Here is a 17,838-nt window from a genome sequence, read left to right as displayed (position 1 = left end):
CCGCGCAGATTTTCATGTTGTGCGGCAGGTGACATTAGTGGTGGTGCCTGCCCGCGCGAGCCTGGATGAGCACAGGCACTCGCTTTGATCATGGACACGCCCGAATCATCCTCGCTGCCCGATCCGCCTTCGCCGCATCCTTTCCTGCTGCGCTTGGCCCGGTTGTTGCTCGCCAAGGCTGAGCGCAGCACGGCTCAGGGTCCGGTGCGCCTGCCGCTGGACCGCAAAGCTGCGCCAGATTTGCACGATGCGGTGGATGCCGACCAGATCCAGTTGCTGCGCATGCAACTCGATGACCTGTGTGCCACGGGCTGGGTCGCCTTGCTGCTGGAAGCGCCTCGCGCATTTGCCAGTTTCAACGACCGCAAGCCCCGGCTGGAGCTGTGCGATTTCGACGCCCTGGCGGCGTGGGCCGGATACACCCCACAGGCCCAACGCTGGCGCCAGCAATGGCGCGCGCACCTGGCCGCACACTGGGCGGCGAATCCACTGGAGGCACCTGCCGATCCGGCCGCCGTGCTGGACCACCTGGCCCGTAGCCCATTGGTCCCTGTGGAAGGACTACCTGTAGAAGAGGCCACCCGCAGCCTCGCCACCTTGACCAACTTGTGCAGGTCAGGCCGAACTATGGCCCTCCGTGAGGCCTCAGCGCGCGTCTTTCAAGGCCGCTCCAAGGTGTTGGACCATCGAGAGGAACTACTGAAACTATTGGGTGCGACTTCAGGCCAATTCTTCGAGGCGCCGATCCAGTTGCTGCTGGCGCCGCCCAGTCCAGGGCTTGCGTGCGGCGATGGACGTTTCCCTGCTTTCAAGGATGTGCTGTTTATTGAGAACTTGGTCACTTTTGAGAACATGGCTGGTGCACGCGCTTCCGCCTGGGCGAGGAGTCTGTTGGTTTATGCGGCAGGTTTTAGGGGTAGCGCGCGAAGGCTACGTTCACGCATTGGCTGCCGTCTGTATTTGCGAGATCCTGCATGTACGGAGATGCTGCCCGCAATCTGCTCTTGGTTGTTTGACCTCCCGGGGGACTGTCGAGAGAACTCGCAGACAGTGCCTGTGTATTTTTTTGGCGACCTAGATCATTCCGGTATGCAGATACTTGCCAGCCTTCGAGGGGTATTTCCCCAGGCCAGTGCTTGGCGCCCCGGATATGCCCAATTGGCTGAATTGCTGGCCAGCGGCCAGGGACACTTGCCCGAAATGGCGGCTAAGGCTCAGCAAGCGGACCCCGAACGCACTGGATGCTCGTATGCGGACGGAGACTTACTTCCGCTTTTGCGAAGACTAGGGCGTTTTGTCGACCAAGAGGCTTTCGATTGCGCTGAAGACCTTGGCAGCTGAACGATAAATTTCAATCACCCAGTGAGTCTTAGTTGAGGTGAGCCGGGTGGTCGGGCATGACACTCTTGGCTGGGTATTTCACTAAAGTAAAGCGGCGCTAAATCCTCACCGACGAAAGTAGAGTGACGCAACTGCCTAAGCAGCAATGGCGAATTTTTCTGAAAATCCTTATAAATCAAAGACTTAGTGCTGATGAGTTTCTAAGAATCATTGCCGTTCCGCACTTGCAAGTGTCACCAGACGATGCTGCGTGTCAGCCAATGGCGCATTGGGACCGCAATCGCCACAATTGTTTCAAATACTGGAACAGTCAGTTCGCGACTGAGTGGTTTTTCTTTGAACACCCGCGGCGTACAGTTCAACCCATCGATGAGCCGAACCCGCAAGGCGACTCACCGAACCCGGTCAGAAGCACTTGTTACCTGTTCGTCTTCTCTCCGGCTTTTTTGAGACGCTTTTTAACTTCAAAGGAAATCATCATGAACAAGACCGCACGCTTCCTCTCCATCGCCGCCGTGTCCGCTTTCGCAGCTTTTGGCGCCCACGCCGACGAGGCTGACGCTTCGCAATTCGCCACGAAGTTCGAAACCAACCGCACCCGCGCCGAAGTGGCTGCCGAGGCATCGAGCGTTGCCCAGACCCGCAGCATCGAGCCCGCAGGTTCGCGCGTCGTGACCTACAAGTCCACCGCCGACCGCGCTGCCGTGCGTGCCCAGGCTGCGGAAGCCGTGCGCACCGGCCAGATCCCTTCGGGTGAGCAAGGCTGATCTGAATCCGACCGATTCAGCGCCTCGTATTGATAAGTACCTAGGTACACCATCGTCATCATTCATCGAATTGCTCAGGAGTTTCACCATGAACAAGACCGCACGCTTCCTCTCCATCGCCGCTGTGTCCGCTTTCGCAGCTTTTGGCGCCCACGCCGACGAGGCTGACGCTTCGCAATTCGCCACGAAGTTCGAAACCAACCGCACCCGCGCCGAAGTGGCTGCCGAGGCATCGAGCGTTGCCCAGACCCGCAGCATCGAGCCTGCAGGTTCGCGCGTCGTGACCTACAAGTCCACCGCCGACCGCGCCGCCGTGCGTGCCCAGGCTGCGGAAGCCGTGCGCACCGGCCAGATTCCTTCGGGCGAAATCAGCGCCATGTAATTGACGCGGTTGCGGGCCTTCCCATGGTGGTGGCGATTCGCGGGTCTTTCGCGGGCGCTGCTGCCATGGGGAGTGTTTTGAATACCGCACACGCCGAAGCAAACGGGGCTCCCATCTGGGAGCCCTTTTTGTCGGGCGTTCTGTTTTAGCCTGTGTGTGTCGCCACCTCGCGCAGCGCGCGCAGCGTGTGTGCCACGGCCGTGCGATCAATGGTGTTTACGCGCCAGTACATCGACACCGAGCCAAAGCCCGAGAGCCTCAGCGGCAGGACTCGCAGCACGCCCATTTGCGAAAAGCGCAGGGCGGCGCGGTGCGATGCCAGGCCGATCATGTCGCTGTGCCCGAGCAAGGTGAGGTTGAGCGTGACCGAGTTCGATTCGACGCAGCCCGACGGCAGCGCATGGCCGGCGGTGGCCAGCGCGTTTTCCAGGGCGTTGCGTATGGGGGTGCCGCGCGGCCAGACCAGCCAGCGGTAGGCCATCAGGTCCTGCCACTGCAGCCCTTCGCGTGCGGCGCGCTGCAGCAGCAGGGGGTGCTGCGGGCGTGCCACCAGGTGGATGGGCTCCATGTACAGCATCTCGGCGTGGATGTGGGAGTCATGCAGTTCGGGCGCCGACCTGCCCACCACCACGTCGAGCTCGCCGGTGGCCAGTTGCCGCATGAGCACGTTCATGGTGCTTTCGGCCAGCCGCACCTGGGCACGCGGCAACCATTCCAGCAGGCGCAGCACGGCCATCGGCACCACGTCGGATGCCGACGCGCCCGAAGTCCCCACCACCACCATGCCGCTGCCGCCGTCGCGCAGCGCCTGCATGTCGTCGCGGGCCACGTCCAGGTGGGCTTCGATGCGCCGCGCGTGCGCGATCAGCGCCTCGCCCTGCGGTGTGGGCCGCAGGCCCCGCGCGTGCCGCTCGAACAGCGTGAACCCCAGGTCTTCCTCCAGCTCCTTGAGCCATTTGGAGAGCGCAGGCTGCGCGGTGTGCAGCGACTGTGCCGACTGGCTCATGTTCCCGGTCTGCGCAAGGCTCAAAAGCATCTGCAGCTGGCGCAGCCGCAGGCGGTGGGTCCAGTCCATGGTGACGGTCCTCGGGGTGCAGGTATATCCAAAAGATTATGGATAAGACGAATAAATGATTTTACGAACTATCGCTCCCTCCAAATAATCACGGCACACATCGAGATGGAGCGGCATCTGACAGCGCTGCTGCACAGCCGCCTGACTGACAGGAGACAAGACATGAACACCCCATCGCAGACAGGGCGCAACGCCCCCGACCGCCAGGCCTACTACGACCGCATCGCGCGCCATGGCATGGCGCCCCTGTGGGAATCCTTGCACAGCCTCGTGCCGCGCGAGCCGCAGCCCCGGGCGGTGCCAGCGCTGTGGAAGTACGACGAGGTGCGCCCGCTGGTGATGCAGGCCGGCGACGTCATCAGCGCCGAAGAGGCCGTGCGCCGCGTGCTCATCCTGGAGAATCCGGGCCTGCCAGGCCGCGCCAGCATCACCTCCACGCTGTATGCGGGGCTGCAGCTCATCCTGCCCGGCGAGATCGCGCCCAGCCACCGCCACACGCAGTCCGCGCTGCGCTTCATCGTCGAAGGCCAAGGCGCGTACACCGCCGTCAACGGAGAGCGCACCACCATGCGCCCGGGCGATTTCATCATCACGCCGTCGTGGACCTGGCACGACCACGGCAACCCCACGGTAGACGAGGGGGGCGAGCCCGTGGTGTGGCTCGATGGCCTGGACATTCCCCTCATCGGCCACCTGGATGCCGGCTTCGCCGAGAACTACCCCGAGGCCACGCAGCCCGTGAGCCGCAACGAAGGCCACAGCTTTGCCGCCTTTGGCCACAACATGGTGCCGGTGCGCCACCGCAGTACGGATCCGACCTCGCCCATCTTCAGCTACCCCTACGACCGCAGCCGCGAGGCGCTCGATCGCCTATTCCGCCAGGGCGAACTGGATGCCTGGGACGGCGTCAAGCTGCGCTACGTCAACCCCGCCACCGGTGGCTGGCCCATGCCCACCATGGCGACCTTCCTGCAGTTCCTGCCAGCGGGCTTTGCGGGCCGCACCTACCGCAACACAGATGCCACGGTGTTCAGCGTGGTCGAAGGGCAGGGCACGGCGCGCATCGGCGACAGCACCTTCCAGTACGGCCCACGCGACACCTTCGTCGCACCCTCGTGGGCACCGGTTCAACTGGCCGCCACGCAGGACGCCGTGCTGTTCAGCTACTCCGACCGCCCCGTACAGGCCGCGCTCAACCTGCTGCGCGAAGAGCGGATCTAGGTGCTGCGGCAGCCGCCTGCCGCTTTCCATTGTTTTTCCGGTGGCGCTGAGACCGGCTCGCCGGCCTGTGCTCGTCCGCTGGGGCGTGCTTGCCGGCGCCCGCGCTCTTCACATCCCCCCTTTGTCAGACCGACAGTTTTCAAGAAAGAAGCAAACCCATGGCCTTCGTCTTCCCTGCTCCTGCCACCGTTGCCGTGCCCGTCGTGGGCACTGCGGATGCCTTTGCCGTGCGCCGCGTCTACTGCGTAGGCCGCAACTACGCCGCCCACGCCCGCGAGATGGGGTTTGACCCCGACCGCGAGCCACCTTTCTTCTTCTGCAAGCCGGCCGACGCCGTCATCCCCGTGGCCTACGGAGAGACGCTGCAGCTGCCGTACCCCTCGCGCACCGACAACTTCCACTACGAGGCCGAGCTGGTCGTCGCCATCGGCAAGGCCGGCAGCGACATCGCCCGCGAGAACGCCCTGGACCACGCCTGGGGCTATGCCGTGGGCCTGGACATGACGCGCCGCGACCGCCAGATGGAAATGCGCCAGATGGGCCGGCCCTGGGAAATCGGCAAGGCCTTCGACGCTTCCGCGCCCATCGGCCCCCTGCACCGCGCGAGCGACGTGGGCCACTTCACACAGGCGGGCCTCTGGCTTACGGTGAACGGCAGCGACCGCCAGCGCAGCGATGTTTCGCACCTGATCTGGTCCGTGGCCGAAACCATCGCCGACCTGTCCACCTACTTCCGCCTGGAGCCCGGCGACCTGATCTACACCGGCACGCCCGAAGGCGTGGGCCCCGTGGTGCGCGGCGACCGCATGGTGGTCGGCGTGGAGCGCCTGGGTGAGCTCGCGGTCGACGTGGCCTGACCCCGCGGAGTCCCGCATGCAGCTCTACAGCTTCTTCAATAGCTCCACCTCCTACCGGGTGCGCATCGCCCTGGCCCTGAAGGGCCTGCCGGTGGACTACCACGGCGTGAACATCCGCGTGGGCGAGCACCGCGCGCCGGCTTACGCGCAGCTCAACCCCGCGCGCGCCGTGCCCACGCTGGTGGACGGCGACTTCACCCTCAGCCAGTCGCTCGCCATCATCGACTACCTGGATCAGCGCCACCCCGAGCCGCGGCTCGTACCGCTGGAGCCGCGCCTGCGAGCGCGCGTGCTGGAGCTGGCCCACGGCATCGCCTGCGACATGCACCCGGTGAACAACCTGCGCATCCTCAAGTACCTGCAAGGTCCGCTGGCCTTGAGCGCAGAGCAGAAGGACGCGTGGTACGCGCACTGGGCTGCCGAGGGCTTCGACGCCGTGGAGCGCCTGCTCGCGGGCCGTGGCGGCGAAGCCGGCAGCGGCCCATGGTGCTTTGGCGACCAGCCCACACTGGCCGACGTGTGCCTCGTGCCCCAGGTGGGCAACGCGCAGCGCGCGGGCTGCGACCTGGCGCCCTATGTGCGCACCAGGGCCGTGTATGCGCATGCCCAGCAGCACCCGGCCTTCATCGCAGCACGCCCGGAGGTTCAGCCCGACTACCAGCCCTGAGCCTGCCCCCCATCCATTCACCACAACAACGGAGAGAGACAACATGAATCCATCCCTGGCCGCCGGCATCCCGGCGGCAGAACGTGCGGCCTTCGGACCACTGCAACTGCGCGTGACGCTGCTGTGCGCCATCGTTGCCATGCTCGACGGCTTCGACACCCAGTCCATCGCCTACGTGGCGCCCCGCATCGCGGAGGACTGGGGGCTCAAGGCCTCGGAGTTCGGGCCCATCTTCGCGGCGGGCCTGTTCGGCCTCATGGCCGGAGCCTTCCTGCTGAGCCCGGCCGCCGACCGCTGGGGGCGCAAGAAGGTCATCCTGCTGTCCACCTTCATCTTCGGCCTGTTCGCTCTGCTCACCGCCTGGGCCACCAACATGAACGAGCTGCTGGCCTATCGCTTCATCACCGGCGTGGGGCTGGGCGCGGCCATGCCCAACATCATTGCGTTGACCAGTGAATACGCTCCGCAGCGCCTGCGCGCCACGCTGGTCACGGTGATGTTCTGCGGCTTTCCGCTGGGCTCCACGCTGGGCGGGCTGATCTCCAGCTGGCTCATCGCGCACTTCGACTGGCATTCGGTGTTCGTGCTCGGCGGCGTGCTGCCGCTCTTGCTGCTGCCGGTGCTCGCGGCCCTGCTGCCCGAATCGCTGCGCTACCTCGCCGCCAGCGGCGCAGCGCCCGCGCGCTACGAGCCCATCGTGAAGAGTGCCTACCCGGGCGAAGACCCCGCCACGGTCATGGCCGGGCTGCGCGGCGAGGCTGCGGGCGTACAGGCCGGCTTCTCGGTGTTCGAGCTGTTCCGGCACGGCCGCCTGCCCACCACGCTGCTGCTGTGGCTGGCGTTCTTCATGAACCTGCTGGTGATGTACTTCCTCGTCAACTGGCTGCCCACGCTGCTCAAGAGCGCGGGGCTGCCGCTGGAGAAGGCCATTCTTTCCACCGCCGTGCTCAACCTGGGCGGCGTGGTGGGCGCACTCGCGCTCGGCCGGCTCATCGACCGGTTCAGCGCCTACGCCGTGCTGGGCGCCGCCTATGCCGCCTCGGCCGGGTTCATCGGTCTCATCGCCTTCAGCGGGCAGAACCTCACGGGGCTGCTGGCGGGCGCGGCGCTGGCGGGCTTCGGCGTGGTGGGTGCGCAGATCGGGTGCAATGCGCTGGCCGCCTCCATCTACCCCACGCACATCCGCGCCACGGGCGTGGGCTGGGCGCTGGGCGTTGGTCGCATCGGCGCCATCGTCGGCCCGCTCGCGGGCGGTGCGCTCCTGGCCGCTGCGTGGACGCCCTCGTCCATCATTCTCATCGCTGCCGTGCCGGCGGTGCTGGCGGCCGTGGCCGTGGTGCTGCTCGGCCGCGTGCGCCGCAGCGCCTGAAACGCAACGGGTCGAGCCGGTGCAACGGCTGGCCGCAGGGGAGGGCGGCCCGGTTCACCGTCTTCTTCTTGACCGCCCCGCGTCAATCGCTTTCCGCAAACATCTCCACCAGCAGGCCGCGCAGCCACTGGTTGCCCGGGTCGCGGTGGTACTTCGTGTGCCAGAACAGGTTGATCGCCACCTGCGGCAACTTCGCCGGGTGGGGCACCGAGGCCAGCCCGAAGGGCTCGGACATGCTCTGTGCCATCTTCTCGGGCACTGTGGCCACCATCTGCGTGGCCTGCAGGATGTGACCGATGGCCACGAAATGCGGCACCGTCAGCCGCACATCGCGGGCCACGCCCATGCGCTCCAGCAGCTCATCCACCTTCCCGTGGCCCGTGCCTTCCGAGACCACCACCACGTGCTCTGCGCGTGAGAATTCGGCCAGGCTGATGCGGCGCTTGTGCAGCGGGTGTCCCTGCCGGAACAGGCACACATAGGGCTGGCGGAACAACCTGCGCTGAAAGAAGCCCGCCTTGAGCTGCGGCAGCAGGCCCACGGCGAGGTCCACCTTGCCGGCTTCCATGGCGTCCTTCAGGTCGGTGGAGGTATTGCGCACCGTGGTCAGGCGCACGCCCGGCGCCACCTGCGCCAGCCGCTCCAGCAGGCGCGGCAGGAAGTAGATCTCGCCGATGTCCGTCATCGCCACCTTGAACACGCGCCGGCTGGTGCCGGGGTCGAACCCCAGCTTGTGGTTGAGCGCGCCATGGATCATGGCCAGCGCGTACGACACCGACTCCGCAAGCTGGTCGGCATAGGGCGTGGGCTGCATGCCCTGGGCGGTGCGCAAGAAGAGCTCGTCGCCCAGCAGGCGCCGCAGACGTGCCAGGGCGTTGCTCACCGCCGGCTGCGTGAGGCCCAGGTTCTCCGCGGCCTGCGACACCTTGCGCGTGACCAGCAGCTGCTGGAACACCACCAGAAGGTTGAGGTCGATGTCCTCGAGTTCCACGCAATACCTTTATTGATCTGGGTGATGGACTGTATTCACGCCATTCTATTGGCTGATTTTGCAATCGCGGGAATGATCGCTGCCATCACAACGACAAGAGCGAGACAACCCTGATGGAACTGCGTATCGAGCCGCTGGGCCGCGTGCTGCCGGTGGCGCCGGGAGCCAACCTGCTGGAAGTGCTGCGCGCGCACCAGATTCCCGTGTCCTACAGCTGCATGGCCGGGCGCTGCGGCACTTGCCGCTGCAAGCTGCTGTCGGGCGATGTCCTGGATTCCGGGCCCGCTCTGCGCAGGCCCACGGGCGGTGAGGAGCCCTACGTGATGGCCTGCCAGACAGTGCTGAGCGAGTCCTGCACCATCGAGATCCCCGAGCCCGACGAGGTGGTGGTGCACACCGCGCGCACCGTGAAGGCCACGGTCACGGCGGTCGAAGCACTCACGCACGATATCCGCCGCGTGTGCCTGCGGCCCGCCAAGGCGCTGGACTTTTCACCCGGGCAGTACGCACAACTGCAGTTCGGCCCGGGCCTTGCGCGACCCTATTCGATGGCTGGCTTGCCACATGACGACGATCTGGAATTCCATGTGCGCGTGGTCGAGGGTGGGCAGGTCTCCGGCCATGTGGCCCATGTGCTGGCCGTGGGCGACACCGTGCGCGTGAGCGGCCCGCTGGGCTCGGCGTACCTGCGCCGCAAGTACGAGGGGCCCATGCTTTGCGTGGCGGGCGGCACAGGGCTGGCACCCATCCTTTCCATCGTGCGCGGCGCGCTGGAGTCGGGCATGGCCAACCCCATCCACGTCTATGCCGGCGCGCGCTCCGTGCGTGACGTGTACGGCCTGCAGTGGCTGGCACAGTTGCAGCAGCGGCATCCCCAGATGCAGGTGCATGCCGTGGTGGCTGCTGCCGATGCGGCACCCGGCCAGCGCACGGGCCTGGTCACCGATGCCATCGCCCACGACTGGCCGCGTCTTGACGGCTGGCGCGCCTATCTGTGCGGATCGCCGCCCATGGTGGAAGCGGCCTCGCTGCTGGCACGCCAGCGCGGCATCGCGCCGGAGCACCTGTACGCGGACGCGTTCTATGCAAGCACCCCCTGAGCGACTGCGCCCGCTGCCTGCTGCAGAGCCACGCCCACGCACGGAACAACCATCACAAGGAGACGACCCCATGAGTACGCAACATCCCATCTTTCCCTTGCGCCCTGTCTGGGAGAGCCCCGGCACTCACCGTGTGCCTTTCGCGGCCTACACCAACGAAGAGCTGTACCGCCGTGAGCTGGAGCGGTTCTTCTACCGCAACCACTGGTGCTACGTGGGGCTGGAGGCCGAGGTGCCGAATCCCGGCGACTTCAAGCGCACGGCGATCGGCGAGCGCTCGGTGATCCTGGTGCGCGGCGAGGACATGCAACTGCATGTGGTGGAGAACGTGTGCGCGCACCGCGGCATGCGTTTTTGCCGCGAGCGCCATGGCAACCGCAAGGAGTTCGTCTGCCCCTACCACCAGTGGAATTACCGGCTGGACGGCGCGCTGCAGGGCGTGCCCTTTCGGCGCGGCGTCAAGCAGGACGGCAAGGTTCACGGCGGCATGCCGGCGGATTTCCAGCTTGAGGATCACGGCCTGACCCGCCTGAAGGTGGCAGCGCGCGGTGGCGTCGTGTTCGCGTCGTTCGACCACGGCGTGGAGTCGCTGGAAGACTTCATGGGCCCGGAGATCCTGGGCTACTTCGACCGCCTGTTCAACGGCCGCCAGCTCAAGATCCTGGGCTACAACCGCCAGCGCATCCCGGGCAACTGGAAGCTCATGCAGGAGAACATCAAGGACCCCTACCACCCGGGCCTGCTGCACACCTGGTTCGTGACCTTCGGCCTCTGGCGGGCCGACAATAAGTCGCAGCTGAAGATGGATGCGCGTCACCGGCACGCGGCCATGGTCTCCACGCGGGGCGAGGCCAAGAAGCAGTCCGACGTGTCCAACGTATCCAGTTTCAAGGCGGGCATGCAGCTCGAAGACCCGCGCTTCCTCGACATCGTGCCCGAGCCCTGGTGGGGTGGCCCCACGGCGGTGATGACCACGCTGTTCCCAAGCGTGATCCTGCAGCAGCAGGTCAACAGCGTCTCCACGCGCCACATCCAGCCCGTGGGCCATGACGCCTTCGACTTCGTGTGGACGCATTTCGGTTTCGAGGACGACAGCCCCGAGATGACCGAGCGCCGACTGCGCCAGGCCAACCTGTTCGGCCCGGCTGGTTTCGTCTCGGCCGACGATGGGGAAGTGATCGAGTTCTCGCAGCAGGGCTTCGAGCAAAAGCCCTTCCACCGTGCGCTGGTGGAGCTGGGGGGACATGGCGTGGGCGATACCGACCACATGGTCACCGAGACGCTGATCCGTGGCATGTATGAGTACTGGCGCGGTGTGATGGAGAAGGAGGACTGACGCCATGGACACCCACGACACTCCCATCGCATTCACCGACTACTTTGCGCTGCAGCAGCTGTATGCCGAGTACGCCGCTGCGCTCGATGCCGCACAGTGGGACCGCTGGCCGGGCTTCTTTACCGAGGACTGCGTCTACCGCCTGCAGCCGCGCGAGAACCACGAGCGTGGCCTGCCGCTGGCCACGCTGTCGTTCGACAGCCAGGGCATGCTCAAGGATCGCGTCTACGGCATCCGTGAGACGCTGTTCCACGACCCGTACTACCAGCGCCATGTGATCGGCACGCCCATCGTGCGTGCGGACGGCGAGGGGCGATGGACCTGCGAGGCGAACTACGCGGTGTTGCGCACCAAGCTGTCGGAGCCGTCCACTGTGTTCAATGTCGGCCGCTACCTGGACGTGGTGGTGCGCACGCCCGAGGGCCTGCGGTTTGCCCGCAAGGAATGCATCTACGACAGCGAAATGATCCCCAACTCCATCATCTATCCCATCTGAGGAGAGAGTCCATGACCTCCATCGATTCCCCCTGGACCGAAGCTGCCGCGCTGGACGACCTGCCCGAGGACGACGTGATCGGCGTGACCGTGGGAGGCCGCGACGTGGCGCTGTACACGGTGGGCGGCGACGTGTTCGCCACCGACAACCTCTGTACGCACGGCAATGCGCGGCTGTGCGACGGATTCCTGGAAGGGCATGAGATCGAATGCCCGCTGCACCAGGGACGCTTCGATGTGCGTGATGGCAGTGCGCTGTGCGCACCGCTCACGCAAGCGTTGCGCAGCTACCCCGTGCGCATAGAGGAGGGCAAGGTTTTCCTGCAGCTTTCGGTCATCCACGGTACCGCCGCCTGAGCTGAGGCACTGGGGGACGGCACAAAGCGTGGATCATTGTTCCCATTTGCAGAACAGTCAGTTCGCGACTGAGTGGTTTTTCTTTGAACACCCGCGGCGTACAGTTCAACCCATCGATGAGCCGAACCCGCAAGGCGACTCACCGAACCCGGTCAGAAGCGGTTTCACCTGTTCGTCTTCTCTCCGGCTTTTTTGAGACGCTTTTTAACTTCAAAGGAAATCATCATGAACAAGACCGCACGCTTCCTCTCCATCGCCGCCGTGTCCGCTTTCGCAGCTTTTGGCGCCCACGCCGACGAAGCCGACGCTTCGCAATTCGCCACGAAGTTCGAAACCAACCGCACCCGCGCCGAAGTGGCTGCCGAGGCATCGAGCGTTGCCCAGACCCGCAGCATCGAGCCCGCAGGTTCGCGCGTCGTGACCTACAAGTCCACCGCCGACCGCGCTGCCGTGCGTGCCCAGGCTGCGGAAGCCGTGCGCACCGGCCAGATTCCTTCGGGCGAAATCAGCGCCATGTAATTGACGCGGTTGCGGGCCTTCCCATGGTGGTGGCGATTCGCGGGTCTTTCGCGGGCGCTGCTGCCATGGGGAGTGTTTTTGAATACCGCACACGCCGAAGCAAACGGGGCTCCCATCTGGGAGCCCTTTTTGTTGGTGGTGGCGCCAGCGGGTACTCAGTCCAGCGTCTTCATCGCGGCCGAGATGGACACCGCAGCACCGCCATAGCCCTGCCACGGGCCATTGCCCACGGGAAGGCGTGGTCCGATGTTCTGCACGCTCCAGTGCGCACCGCTGGCCAGTTCATCCAGCTCGTCCCATGCCACGGGCACCGACACGCCCATGCCCGAACGGGCACGCGCCGTCCAGGCACTCGCCGTGGTGGCGCCAAAGCCGTTGCGCAGATAGTCCACGAAGATTTTGCCCACGCGGTTCTTCGGGCCACTCTTGGCCACGAACCGCTGCCCGATGGTGTCGGCCAGATGCTGCACCACCGCCTGGCTGAAAGCCTTCACCGTGCCCCAGTCGTGCAGGCGCTTGATGGGCACCACCACGTGCAGGCCCTTGCCGCCGCTGGTCTTGAGAAACGCGGGCAGCCCCAGTTCGGTCAGCATCGCCCGCACCAGCGTGGCGGCTTCCTGCATGTGCTCCCACGGCACGCCCTCGCCCGGGTCCAGGTCGAACGTGATGCGGTCGGGGCGGGCGATCATGTCCTTGCGCGCATTCCAGGTGTGGAACTCGACGGCATTCATTTGCGCGGCTGACAGCAGGCCATCGGCACTCGCGACTTCCAGCAAGGGCGGGTGGCCTGGATCCAGCGCCTGGGGCAGCGCCCGCACCCCGGGCATCGTGCCCGTGTCGAGGTGCTTCTGGAAGAAATGCGGGCCGTCCACGCCATCGGGCGCGCGCACGAGGGACACGGGCCGCCCCTTCAAATGCTCCATCAGCAAGGGAGCCACCGTGGCGTAGTAGCGGATGAGCCCGATCTTGGTGAGGCCCGTGGACGGGTCGATGACGCGGTCCGGGTGCGACACCCGCAGCGCGCCTGCTACAGGGGTGGCGGTCCGCTTCTTCTTGTCCGCGCGCGTTGCCTCCAGCGATTCGGGCTTTTCCTGCACGATGGCCTGTGGCGGCTTGTCGGTGCGCAAACCGTGGAACACCGCATGGCGCACCTTGCCTTCCTTCGTCCATCCTGCAAACGACACCTCGGCCAGCAGGATGGGCCCTACCCAGTGGACATTTTTACCCAGGCTTCGCGGATCGGCGAAAGGGTTTTGGTGGATGGCAAGCGCCCGGAGCTTGGCGTGCAGCTCGCCCAGCACCCGCTCGCTGAAACCCGTGCCCACGTTGCCCGCGTAGCGCAGCGCACCTGCATCATCGTGTACGCCCAGCAGCAGCGACCCGATGCCTGTGCGAGAGCCCTGCGGGTCGGTGTACCCACCGATCACGAATTCCTGCCGGTGCGAGCACTTGAGCTTGATCCACTCGGCGCTGCGTCTCGGGGAATAGGTACCGCGCTTGAGCTTGCCGATCACGCCTTCGAAACCGAGTTTGCAGGCGGACGAGACGAGGTCGCCCGGCGCCGCCTCGAACGCTTCGCTGAAGCGCACGCGAGAGGTGTCGCCGCCCCCCTGCAGGATCTGCCGCAGCCGCTCTCGGCGCTCCAGCAGTGGCAGGCCGCGCAGGTCGTGGCCGTCGGCAAACGGCAAATCGAACACATAGAAGACCAGCGATTCGGTGGACTGGCCGTCAAAGGCGTTCTGCAGCGCCTGGAAGTCCGGGATGCCATGCGCATCCTGCACCATCACTTCGCCATCGAGCCAGCCGGATCTGATCGGCAGCCCGGCGATGGCCGAGGCCAGGACCGGCATCCTGTCGGTCCAGTCGTGGCCATTGCGGGTGTACAGCCGCGCCTTTCCGCGTTCCACGCGGGCCAGCAGACGGTAGCCGTCGAATTTCAGCTCCCAGATCCAGTCTTCGGTGTCTGCTGGAGGTCTGTCCACGAGCGTGGCGAGCTGCGGCGACAACTGGGCGGGCAGCGGTGCCCTCGGCGCCTTTGTGGGCGGAGGTGTGGGTGTCTTGGTGCGGCCCCCTCCTGCCCGCACTGGCGCCGGTTTGCTGGGTGGCGCCACTGGCGGTGCCGCCGCCACGCTGTCGGGCAGTTCGTCCACCACGCTGAATTCGCTGGCTGGCCGCTCCAGCCCGTCGCGCTCCTTGATTAGCAGCCAGGGCGGCTGCCTGTCATCGCTGCGGCCATGCATGCGCACCAACGTCCAGTGGCCCTGCAGCTTGTGACCGTGAAGGGAGAATTTGAGCTTGCCCTTGCGGTAACCATCGGCCGGATCGCCAACCGGCACCCAGTAGCCGCGGTCCCAGATGATCACGCGGCCTGCGCCGTACTGTCTGGGCGGAATCTGCCCTTCAAAAGTGTTGTAGGAGATGGGGTGGTCTTCCACCTGCACCGCCATGCGCTTGTCCGCAGGGTCGTAGCTGGGGCCCTTGGGCACGGCCCAGCTCTTCATGGTGCCGTCGATCTCCAAACGCAGGTCGTAGTGCAGCCGGCTGGCCCAATGCTTCTGGATCACGTACTGCAGCGCCTGCGCACCAGGCATCCCGCCGTCGGCCGGTTCGGGCGTCAGCGTGAAGTTGCGCTTCTTCTTGTATTGGGCGAGTGAGTCCTTCATGCTCAGTGCGGGGCAAGGTGCCCGCTGCTCCTGGATCGTCGATGAAGAAAAATTAACACCCGAGTCAGGCCCCATCTGTAGGACAAGACGGCGTCGGTGCGGCAGGAACGGCGCGCGCCCAGGCAAAAAGGGGCCCGCACGGAGCGGGCCCAAAGACGCTTCATCTACCGGTGCCTGATCACCGGCAGGTTCACATTGCCATGCCGTCCAGGAGGTGTCGGTAGGACTAGGACCAGTCGGCCTGCGGTCTGCGGGCGCACAGGCGTGCACGCACAGACAGGCCGCAACGGCATCTGCGGTGCCAGCGCGCCGGGCTATTCGCCCCGCCGCACAAAGCGCCCCGCACGTGCGCCGGTGGCTCTCTGCGCCGCGGTGTAGCTTTGCACGCCGTTGACCCACACCCTTTCGATTCCATCGCTGAACTGCTGGGGGTCTTCGAACGTGGCCACGTCCTTCACCCGCGCAGGGTCAAACACCACCACATCGGCCAGGTGGCCCGACTGCAGCACTCCGCGCGCCCCCAGCCGAAAGCGCCGGGCCGACAGGCCGGTCATCTTGTGCACGGCTTCCTCGAGTTGCAGCAGCCCCTTCTCGCGCCAGTAGCATGCCAGTACACGCGGGAACGCCCCCCACAGGCGCGGGTGGGGCCGCTCGTCGTGCGGCAGGCCGTCCGAGCCGATCATGGACAGGGGGTGGGTGATGACCCGCTCCACGTCGTCCTCGCGCATCTGGAAGTAGCAGGCTCCGCCGGGCTTCAGGCGCACGGCCGCCTGCGGCTGTGGCACGCCCCATTCGCGCGCGATGTCGGCCAGGTAGCGGCCCGCCATCTCCGGATGCGGCTGGCTGCCGGTGATGAGGATGTCGATGATGCCGTCCACCAGGTCTTCGCGCAGCACGGTGGAGCCCGCGGTGTAGGGGTACACGTCCATGCCGATCTCCTGGCCCTCGGCCAATTGCTCCAGCAGCGGCAGCGTCTCGCGGGTGCGGCCCCAATTGGCCGGGCCCGCGCACTTGTGGTGCGATATCACCAGGGGCAGGCCGGACTGCCGGGCGGTCCATGCGGCCTCCTGCAGGGCCGGCAAGATGCCCGCCAGCTCGTCGCGCACGTGGGTGGCGTAAACCCCGCCGTTGCGTGCGGCCACGCTGGCCACCGCCACGAGTTCGTCCTGATCGGCGGCGTAGGCCTCGCTGTAGAAGATGCCGGACGACAGTCCCAGCGCACCGGCGTCCATGGCCTCCTGCATGTCGGCCGCCATGGCCGCGCGCTCGGCCGGCGAAGCTGCCTGGCGCAGGTCCGCAAGGTGCCGCATGCGCAGGGCGGTGTGGCCCATCAGCGCCGCCACGTTCACTGCGGGCTGGGCCGCGTTCACGGCGTCTGCGTAGCTGGCCATGCTCGCATGCCGGAACTGCAGGCGGCCGAGCAACGACAGGGGCGCGGACGGCGCCTCGGTCACCACGGGTGCGAGCGAAATGCCGCAGTTACCCACGATCACCGTCGTGATGCCCTGCGACAGCTTGGGCAGCATGGCCGGGCCGTCCAGCACGGCCGCGTCGTCGTGGGTATGCACATCGATGAAGCCGGGCGCTATCACCAGGCCTGTGCAGTCGATGGCTTGTGGCGTGCCTTCAGAGACCAGGGTGCCGGGATCGATCTTGCCGGGGGGCGTGACGGCCGCGATGCGGTCCCCGCGCATCAGCAGGTCGCCCTGCCAGCCGGCACGTCCGGTGCCGTCCACGATCAGCCCGTTCTGGAGCAGCGTTGCAGGCGCCATCTCACTCCTCCGACGCGGGCAATTTGTGCGCGCCGCCCTCCAGGGCGCCCGCGTACTCCGCGCTGTCGAATCCATGCTTGTGCAGCAGTTGCTTGAACTGCTGCAACCCCCGCGCGGCCACGGGCCCAAGCTTCTGGGCCAGGCGCACCATCAGGATCTCGATGACCACCAAGTGGGCAAGGTAGGCCTCGGTGCCCACGCGCATCACCGCATCCTGCGGCACGGACACCGCCAGCACCAGGTCGGCCGCATCGGCCAGCGGGGTGCCTGGCTGGGTCAGGGCCACCACGGTGGCGCCTTGCGAGCGGGCAAAGCGCGCGGCCTCCAGCGTGTAGGGCATGCGGCCCACATGCGAGATCACGAAGGCCACGCCGTCGGGCCCGAGCGTGCTGGCCGAGACCAGCTGCTGGTGCGCATCGAAGATCGCGTTGGCCGTGCAGCCCAGGCGGAACAGGCGGCTTTGCAGCTCGCTGGCCATGAAGGTCGAGGCTGCACCCACCGAATAGCAGTCGATGCGGCGCGCTGCGGCCAGCCGTTCGGCCACTTGGTCGAGCACCTGCGCATCGAGGTTGCGGCCCAGCTCGGTCAGCGAGGACACGGCGGCGTGCACGATCTTGCTGGCCACGTCGTGCGCGCTGTCGTCGGCCAGCACGCTGCGGTGCAGGTGCGAGCCGGACACGGCCAGGTCCTGCGCCAGCGCCACCATGAACTCGCGCACCGAGTCATGCCCGAAGCTGCGGCAGGTGCGCACGATGGTGGGCATGGAAACGCCCGCCTGCTGGGCCAGTTGCTCCACCGTGGCCACCACGGCGGCGCGGGGGTCTTCCAGCACCACGCGCACCACGCTGCGCTGCGCCTCGGGCAGGTCGGGCTGGCGCTCGCGCAACTGCTGCAGCAAGCTTTGGGATGTGTGTGTGATGGCCATG

17 protein-coding genes are annotated in these 17,838 nt (G+C 66.2%); 12 read left to right on the top strand and 5 right to left on the bottom strand.

Features of this window, described 5'->3' with window-relative positions:
* The first annotated feature begins 90 nt into the window (after positions 1-90).
* The 3 genes from KW835_RS03060 to KW835_RS03050 all read left to right on the top strand — a co-directional run bounded on the left by KW835_RS03060 (position 91) and on the right by KW835_RS03050 (position 2,490).
* Positions 91-1,341 carry a hypothetical protein gene (locus KW835_RS03060; protein WP_218380789.1) on the top strand — a complete coding sequence of 417 codons (1,251 nt, stop codon included), beginning with the start codon at positions 91-93 and terminating at the stop codon, positions 1,339-1,341.
* Between the two features lie 479 nt (positions 1,342-1,820).
* Entirely contained in the window at positions 1,821-2,108 is a 288-nt protein-coding gene (locus KW835_RS03055) for a DUF4148 domain-containing protein (protein WP_218380788.1), read from the top strand.
* A gap of 88 nt (positions 2,109-2,196) precedes the next feature.
* Positions 2,197-2,490 carry a DUF4148 domain-containing protein gene (locus tag KW835_RS03050; RefSeq protein WP_218380777.1) on the top strand — a complete coding sequence of 98 codons (294 nt, stop codon included), beginning with the start codon at positions 2,197-2,199 and terminating at the stop codon, positions 2,488-2,490.
* Between the two features lie 145 nt (positions 2,491-2,635).
* Here KW835_RS03050 and KW835_RS03045 read toward each other — a convergent pair whose 3' ends face one another.
* Positions 2,636-3,565 (bottom strand): LysR family transcriptional regulator, encoded by a 930-nt coding sequence (locus KW835_RS03045; RefSeq protein ID WP_218380787.1) that lies wholly within the window; start codon positions 3,563-3,565, stop codon positions 2,636-2,638.
* Positions 3,566-3,727: 162 nt separating this feature from the next.
* On the opposite strand from KW835_RS03045, the gene gtdA reads away from it, so the two are divergent.
* The 4 genes from gtdA (at position 3,728) to KW835_RS03025 (ending at position 7,679) form a co-directional block, all read left to right on the top strand.
* Positions 3,728-4,786, top strand: coding sequence for a gentisate 1,2-dioxygenase (gene gtdA / locus KW835_RS03040; RefSeq protein WP_218380786.1), 1,059 nt, complete (start codon positions 3,728-3,730; stop codon positions 4,784-4,786).
* 158 nt (positions 4,787-4,944) lie between these two features.
* Positions 4,945-5,643, top strand: a complete 699-nt coding sequence (locus KW835_RS03035) for a fumarylacetoacetate hydrolase family protein (RefSeq protein WP_218380785.1) — start codon at positions 4,945-4,947, stop codon at positions 5,641-5,643.
* 16 nt (positions 5,644-5,659) lie between these two features.
* Complete coding sequence (gene maiA / locus KW835_RS03030) at positions 5,660-6,310, top strand: maleylacetoacetate isomerase (protein ID WP_218380784.1); 651 nt, start codon at positions 5,660-5,662, stop codon at positions 6,308-6,310.
* A 43-nt stretch (positions 6,311-6,353) separates the two neighbouring features.
* Positions 6,354-7,679, top strand: a complete 1,326-nt coding sequence (locus KW835_RS03025; protein ID WP_218380783.1) for an MFS transporter — start codon at positions 6,354-6,356, stop codon at positions 7,677-7,679.
* 82 nt (positions 7,680-7,761) lie between these two features.
* Here the strand turns inward: KW835_RS03025 and KW835_RS03020 are convergent, their stop codons facing one another.
* The gene (locus KW835_RS03020) at positions 7,762-8,670 is read right to left on the bottom strand and encodes a LysR family transcriptional regulator (protein WP_218380782.1); all 909 of its coding nucleotides are present in this window, start codon (positions 8,668-8,670) and stop codon (positions 7,762-7,764) included.
* A gap of 113 nt (positions 8,671-8,783) precedes the next feature.
* Between KW835_RS03020 and KW835_RS03015 the strand changes: the two genes are divergently transcribed.
* The 5 genes from KW835_RS03015 (at position 8,784) to KW835_RS02995 (ending at position 12,477) form a co-directional block, all read left to right on the top strand.
* Positions 8,784-9,770 (top strand): 2Fe-2S iron-sulfur cluster-binding protein, encoded by a 987-nt coding sequence (locus KW835_RS03015; protein WP_218380781.1) that lies wholly within the window; start codon positions 8,784-8,786, stop codon positions 9,768-9,770.
* A gap of 70 nt (positions 9,771-9,840) precedes the next feature.
* A complete protein-coding gene (locus KW835_RS03010; protein WP_218380780.1) occupies positions 9,841-11,106 on the top strand; it encodes an aromatic ring-hydroxylating dioxygenase subunit alpha in 1,266 nt (421 codons plus the stop codon).
* Between the two features lie 4 nt (positions 11,107-11,110).
* Positions 11,111-11,602: an aromatic-ring-hydroxylating dioxygenase subunit beta gene (locus KW835_RS03005; RefSeq protein WP_218380779.1), complete on the top strand. Its 492-nt coding sequence runs from the start codon at positions 11,111-11,113 to the stop codon at positions 11,600-11,602.
* An 11-nt stretch (positions 11,603-11,613) separates the two neighbouring features.
* Positions 11,614-11,958, top strand: coding sequence for a non-heme iron oxygenase ferredoxin subunit (locus KW835_RS03000; RefSeq protein ID WP_218380778.1), 345 nt, complete (start codon positions 11,614-11,616; stop codon positions 11,956-11,958).
* Positions 11,959-12,183: 225 nt separating this feature from the next.
* Positions 12,184-12,477 carry a DUF4148 domain-containing protein gene (locus tag KW835_RS02995; protein WP_218380777.1) on the top strand — a complete coding sequence of 98 codons (294 nt, stop codon included), beginning with the start codon at positions 12,184-12,186 and terminating at the stop codon, positions 12,475-12,477.
* A gap of 155 nt (positions 12,478-12,632) precedes the next feature.
* On the opposite strand, the gene ligD is transcribed toward KW835_RS02995, so the two are convergent.
* The 3 genes from ligD to KW835_RS02980 form a co-directional block, all read right to left on the bottom strand.
* Positions 12,633-15,140, bottom strand: a complete 2,508-nt coding sequence (gene ligD / locus KW835_RS02990; protein ID WP_255593205.1) for a DNA ligase D — start codon at positions 15,138-15,140, stop codon at positions 12,633-12,635.
* A 314-nt stretch (positions 15,141-15,454) separates the two neighbouring features.
* A complete protein-coding gene (locus KW835_RS02985) occupies positions 15,455-16,912 on the bottom strand; it encodes an amidohydrolase family protein (RefSeq protein WP_218380775.1) in 1,458 nt (485 codons plus the stop codon).
* 1 nt (position 16,913) lies between these two features.
* Positions 16,914-17,837, bottom strand: a complete 924-nt coding sequence (locus tag KW835_RS02980) for a MurR/RpiR family transcriptional regulator (RefSeq protein WP_255593204.1) — start codon at positions 17,835-17,837, stop codon at positions 16,914-16,916.
* Position 17,838: the final 1 nt, after the last annotated feature.

Source organism: Acidovorax sp. sic0104 (assembly GCF_019219095.1).
Lineage (GTDB): Bacteria > Pseudomonadota > Gammaproteobacteria > Burkholderiales > Burkholderiaceae_C > Acidovorax.
This window is presented reverse-complemented; position numbering and strand designations above follow the sequence as displayed.

Coding starts and splice junctions, on each gene's coding strand:
- KW835_RS03060 (WP_218380789.1), top strand. CDS start 91: ATGGACACGCCCGAATCATCCTCGCTGCCCGATCCGCCTTCGCCGCAT.
- KW835_RS03055 (WP_218380788.1), top strand. CDS start 1,821: ATGAACAAGACCGCACGCTTCCTCTCCATCGCCGCCGTGTCCGCTTTC.
- KW835_RS03050 (WP_218380777.1), top strand. CDS start 2,197: ATGAACAAGACCGCACGCTTCCTCTCCATCGCCGCTGTGTCCGCTTTC.
- KW835_RS03045 (WP_218380787.1), bottom strand. CDS start 3,565: ATGGACTGGACCCACCGCCTGCGGCTGCGCCAGCTGCAGATGCTTTTG.
- gtdA (WP_218380786.1), top strand. CDS start 3,728: ATGAACACCCCATCGCAGACAGGGCGCAACGCCCCCGACCGCCAGGCC.
- KW835_RS03035 (WP_218380785.1), top strand. CDS start 4,945: ATGGCCTTCGTCTTCCCTGCTCCTGCCACCGTTGCCGTGCCCGTCGTG.
- maiA (WP_218380784.1), top strand. CDS start 5,660: ATGCAGCTCTACAGCTTCTTCAATAGCTCCACCTCCTACCGGGTGCGC.
- KW835_RS03025 (WP_218380783.1), top strand. CDS start 6,354: ATGAATCCATCCCTGGCCGCCGGCATCCCGGCGGCAGAACGTGCGGCC.
- KW835_RS03015 (WP_218380781.1), top strand. CDS start 8,784: ATGGAACTGCGTATCGAGCCGCTGGGCCGCGTGCTGCCGGTGGCGCCG.
- KW835_RS03010 (WP_218380780.1), top strand. CDS start 9,841: ATGAGTACGCAACATCCCATCTTTCCCTTGCGCCCTGTCTGGGAGAGC.
- KW835_RS03005 (WP_218380779.1), top strand. CDS start 11,111: ATGGACACCCACGACACTCCCATCGCATTCACCGACTACTTTGCGCTG.
- KW835_RS03000 (WP_218380778.1), top strand. CDS start 11,614: ATGACCTCCATCGATTCCCCCTGGACCGAAGCTGCCGCGCTGGACGAC.
- KW835_RS02995 (WP_218380777.1), top strand. CDS start 12,184: ATGAACAAGACCGCACGCTTCCTCTCCATCGCCGCCGTGTCCGCTTTC.
- ligD (WP_255593205.1), bottom strand. CDS start 15,140: ATGAAGGACTCACTCGCCCAATACAAGAAGAAGCGCAACTTCACGCTG.
- KW835_RS02985 (WP_218380775.1), bottom strand. CDS start 16,912: ATGGCGCCTGCAACGCTGCTCCAGAACGGGCTGATCGTGGACGGCACC.
- KW835_RS02980 (WP_255593204.1), bottom strand. CDS start 17,837: ATGGCCATCACACACACATCCCAAAGCTTGCTGCAGCAGTTGCGCGAG.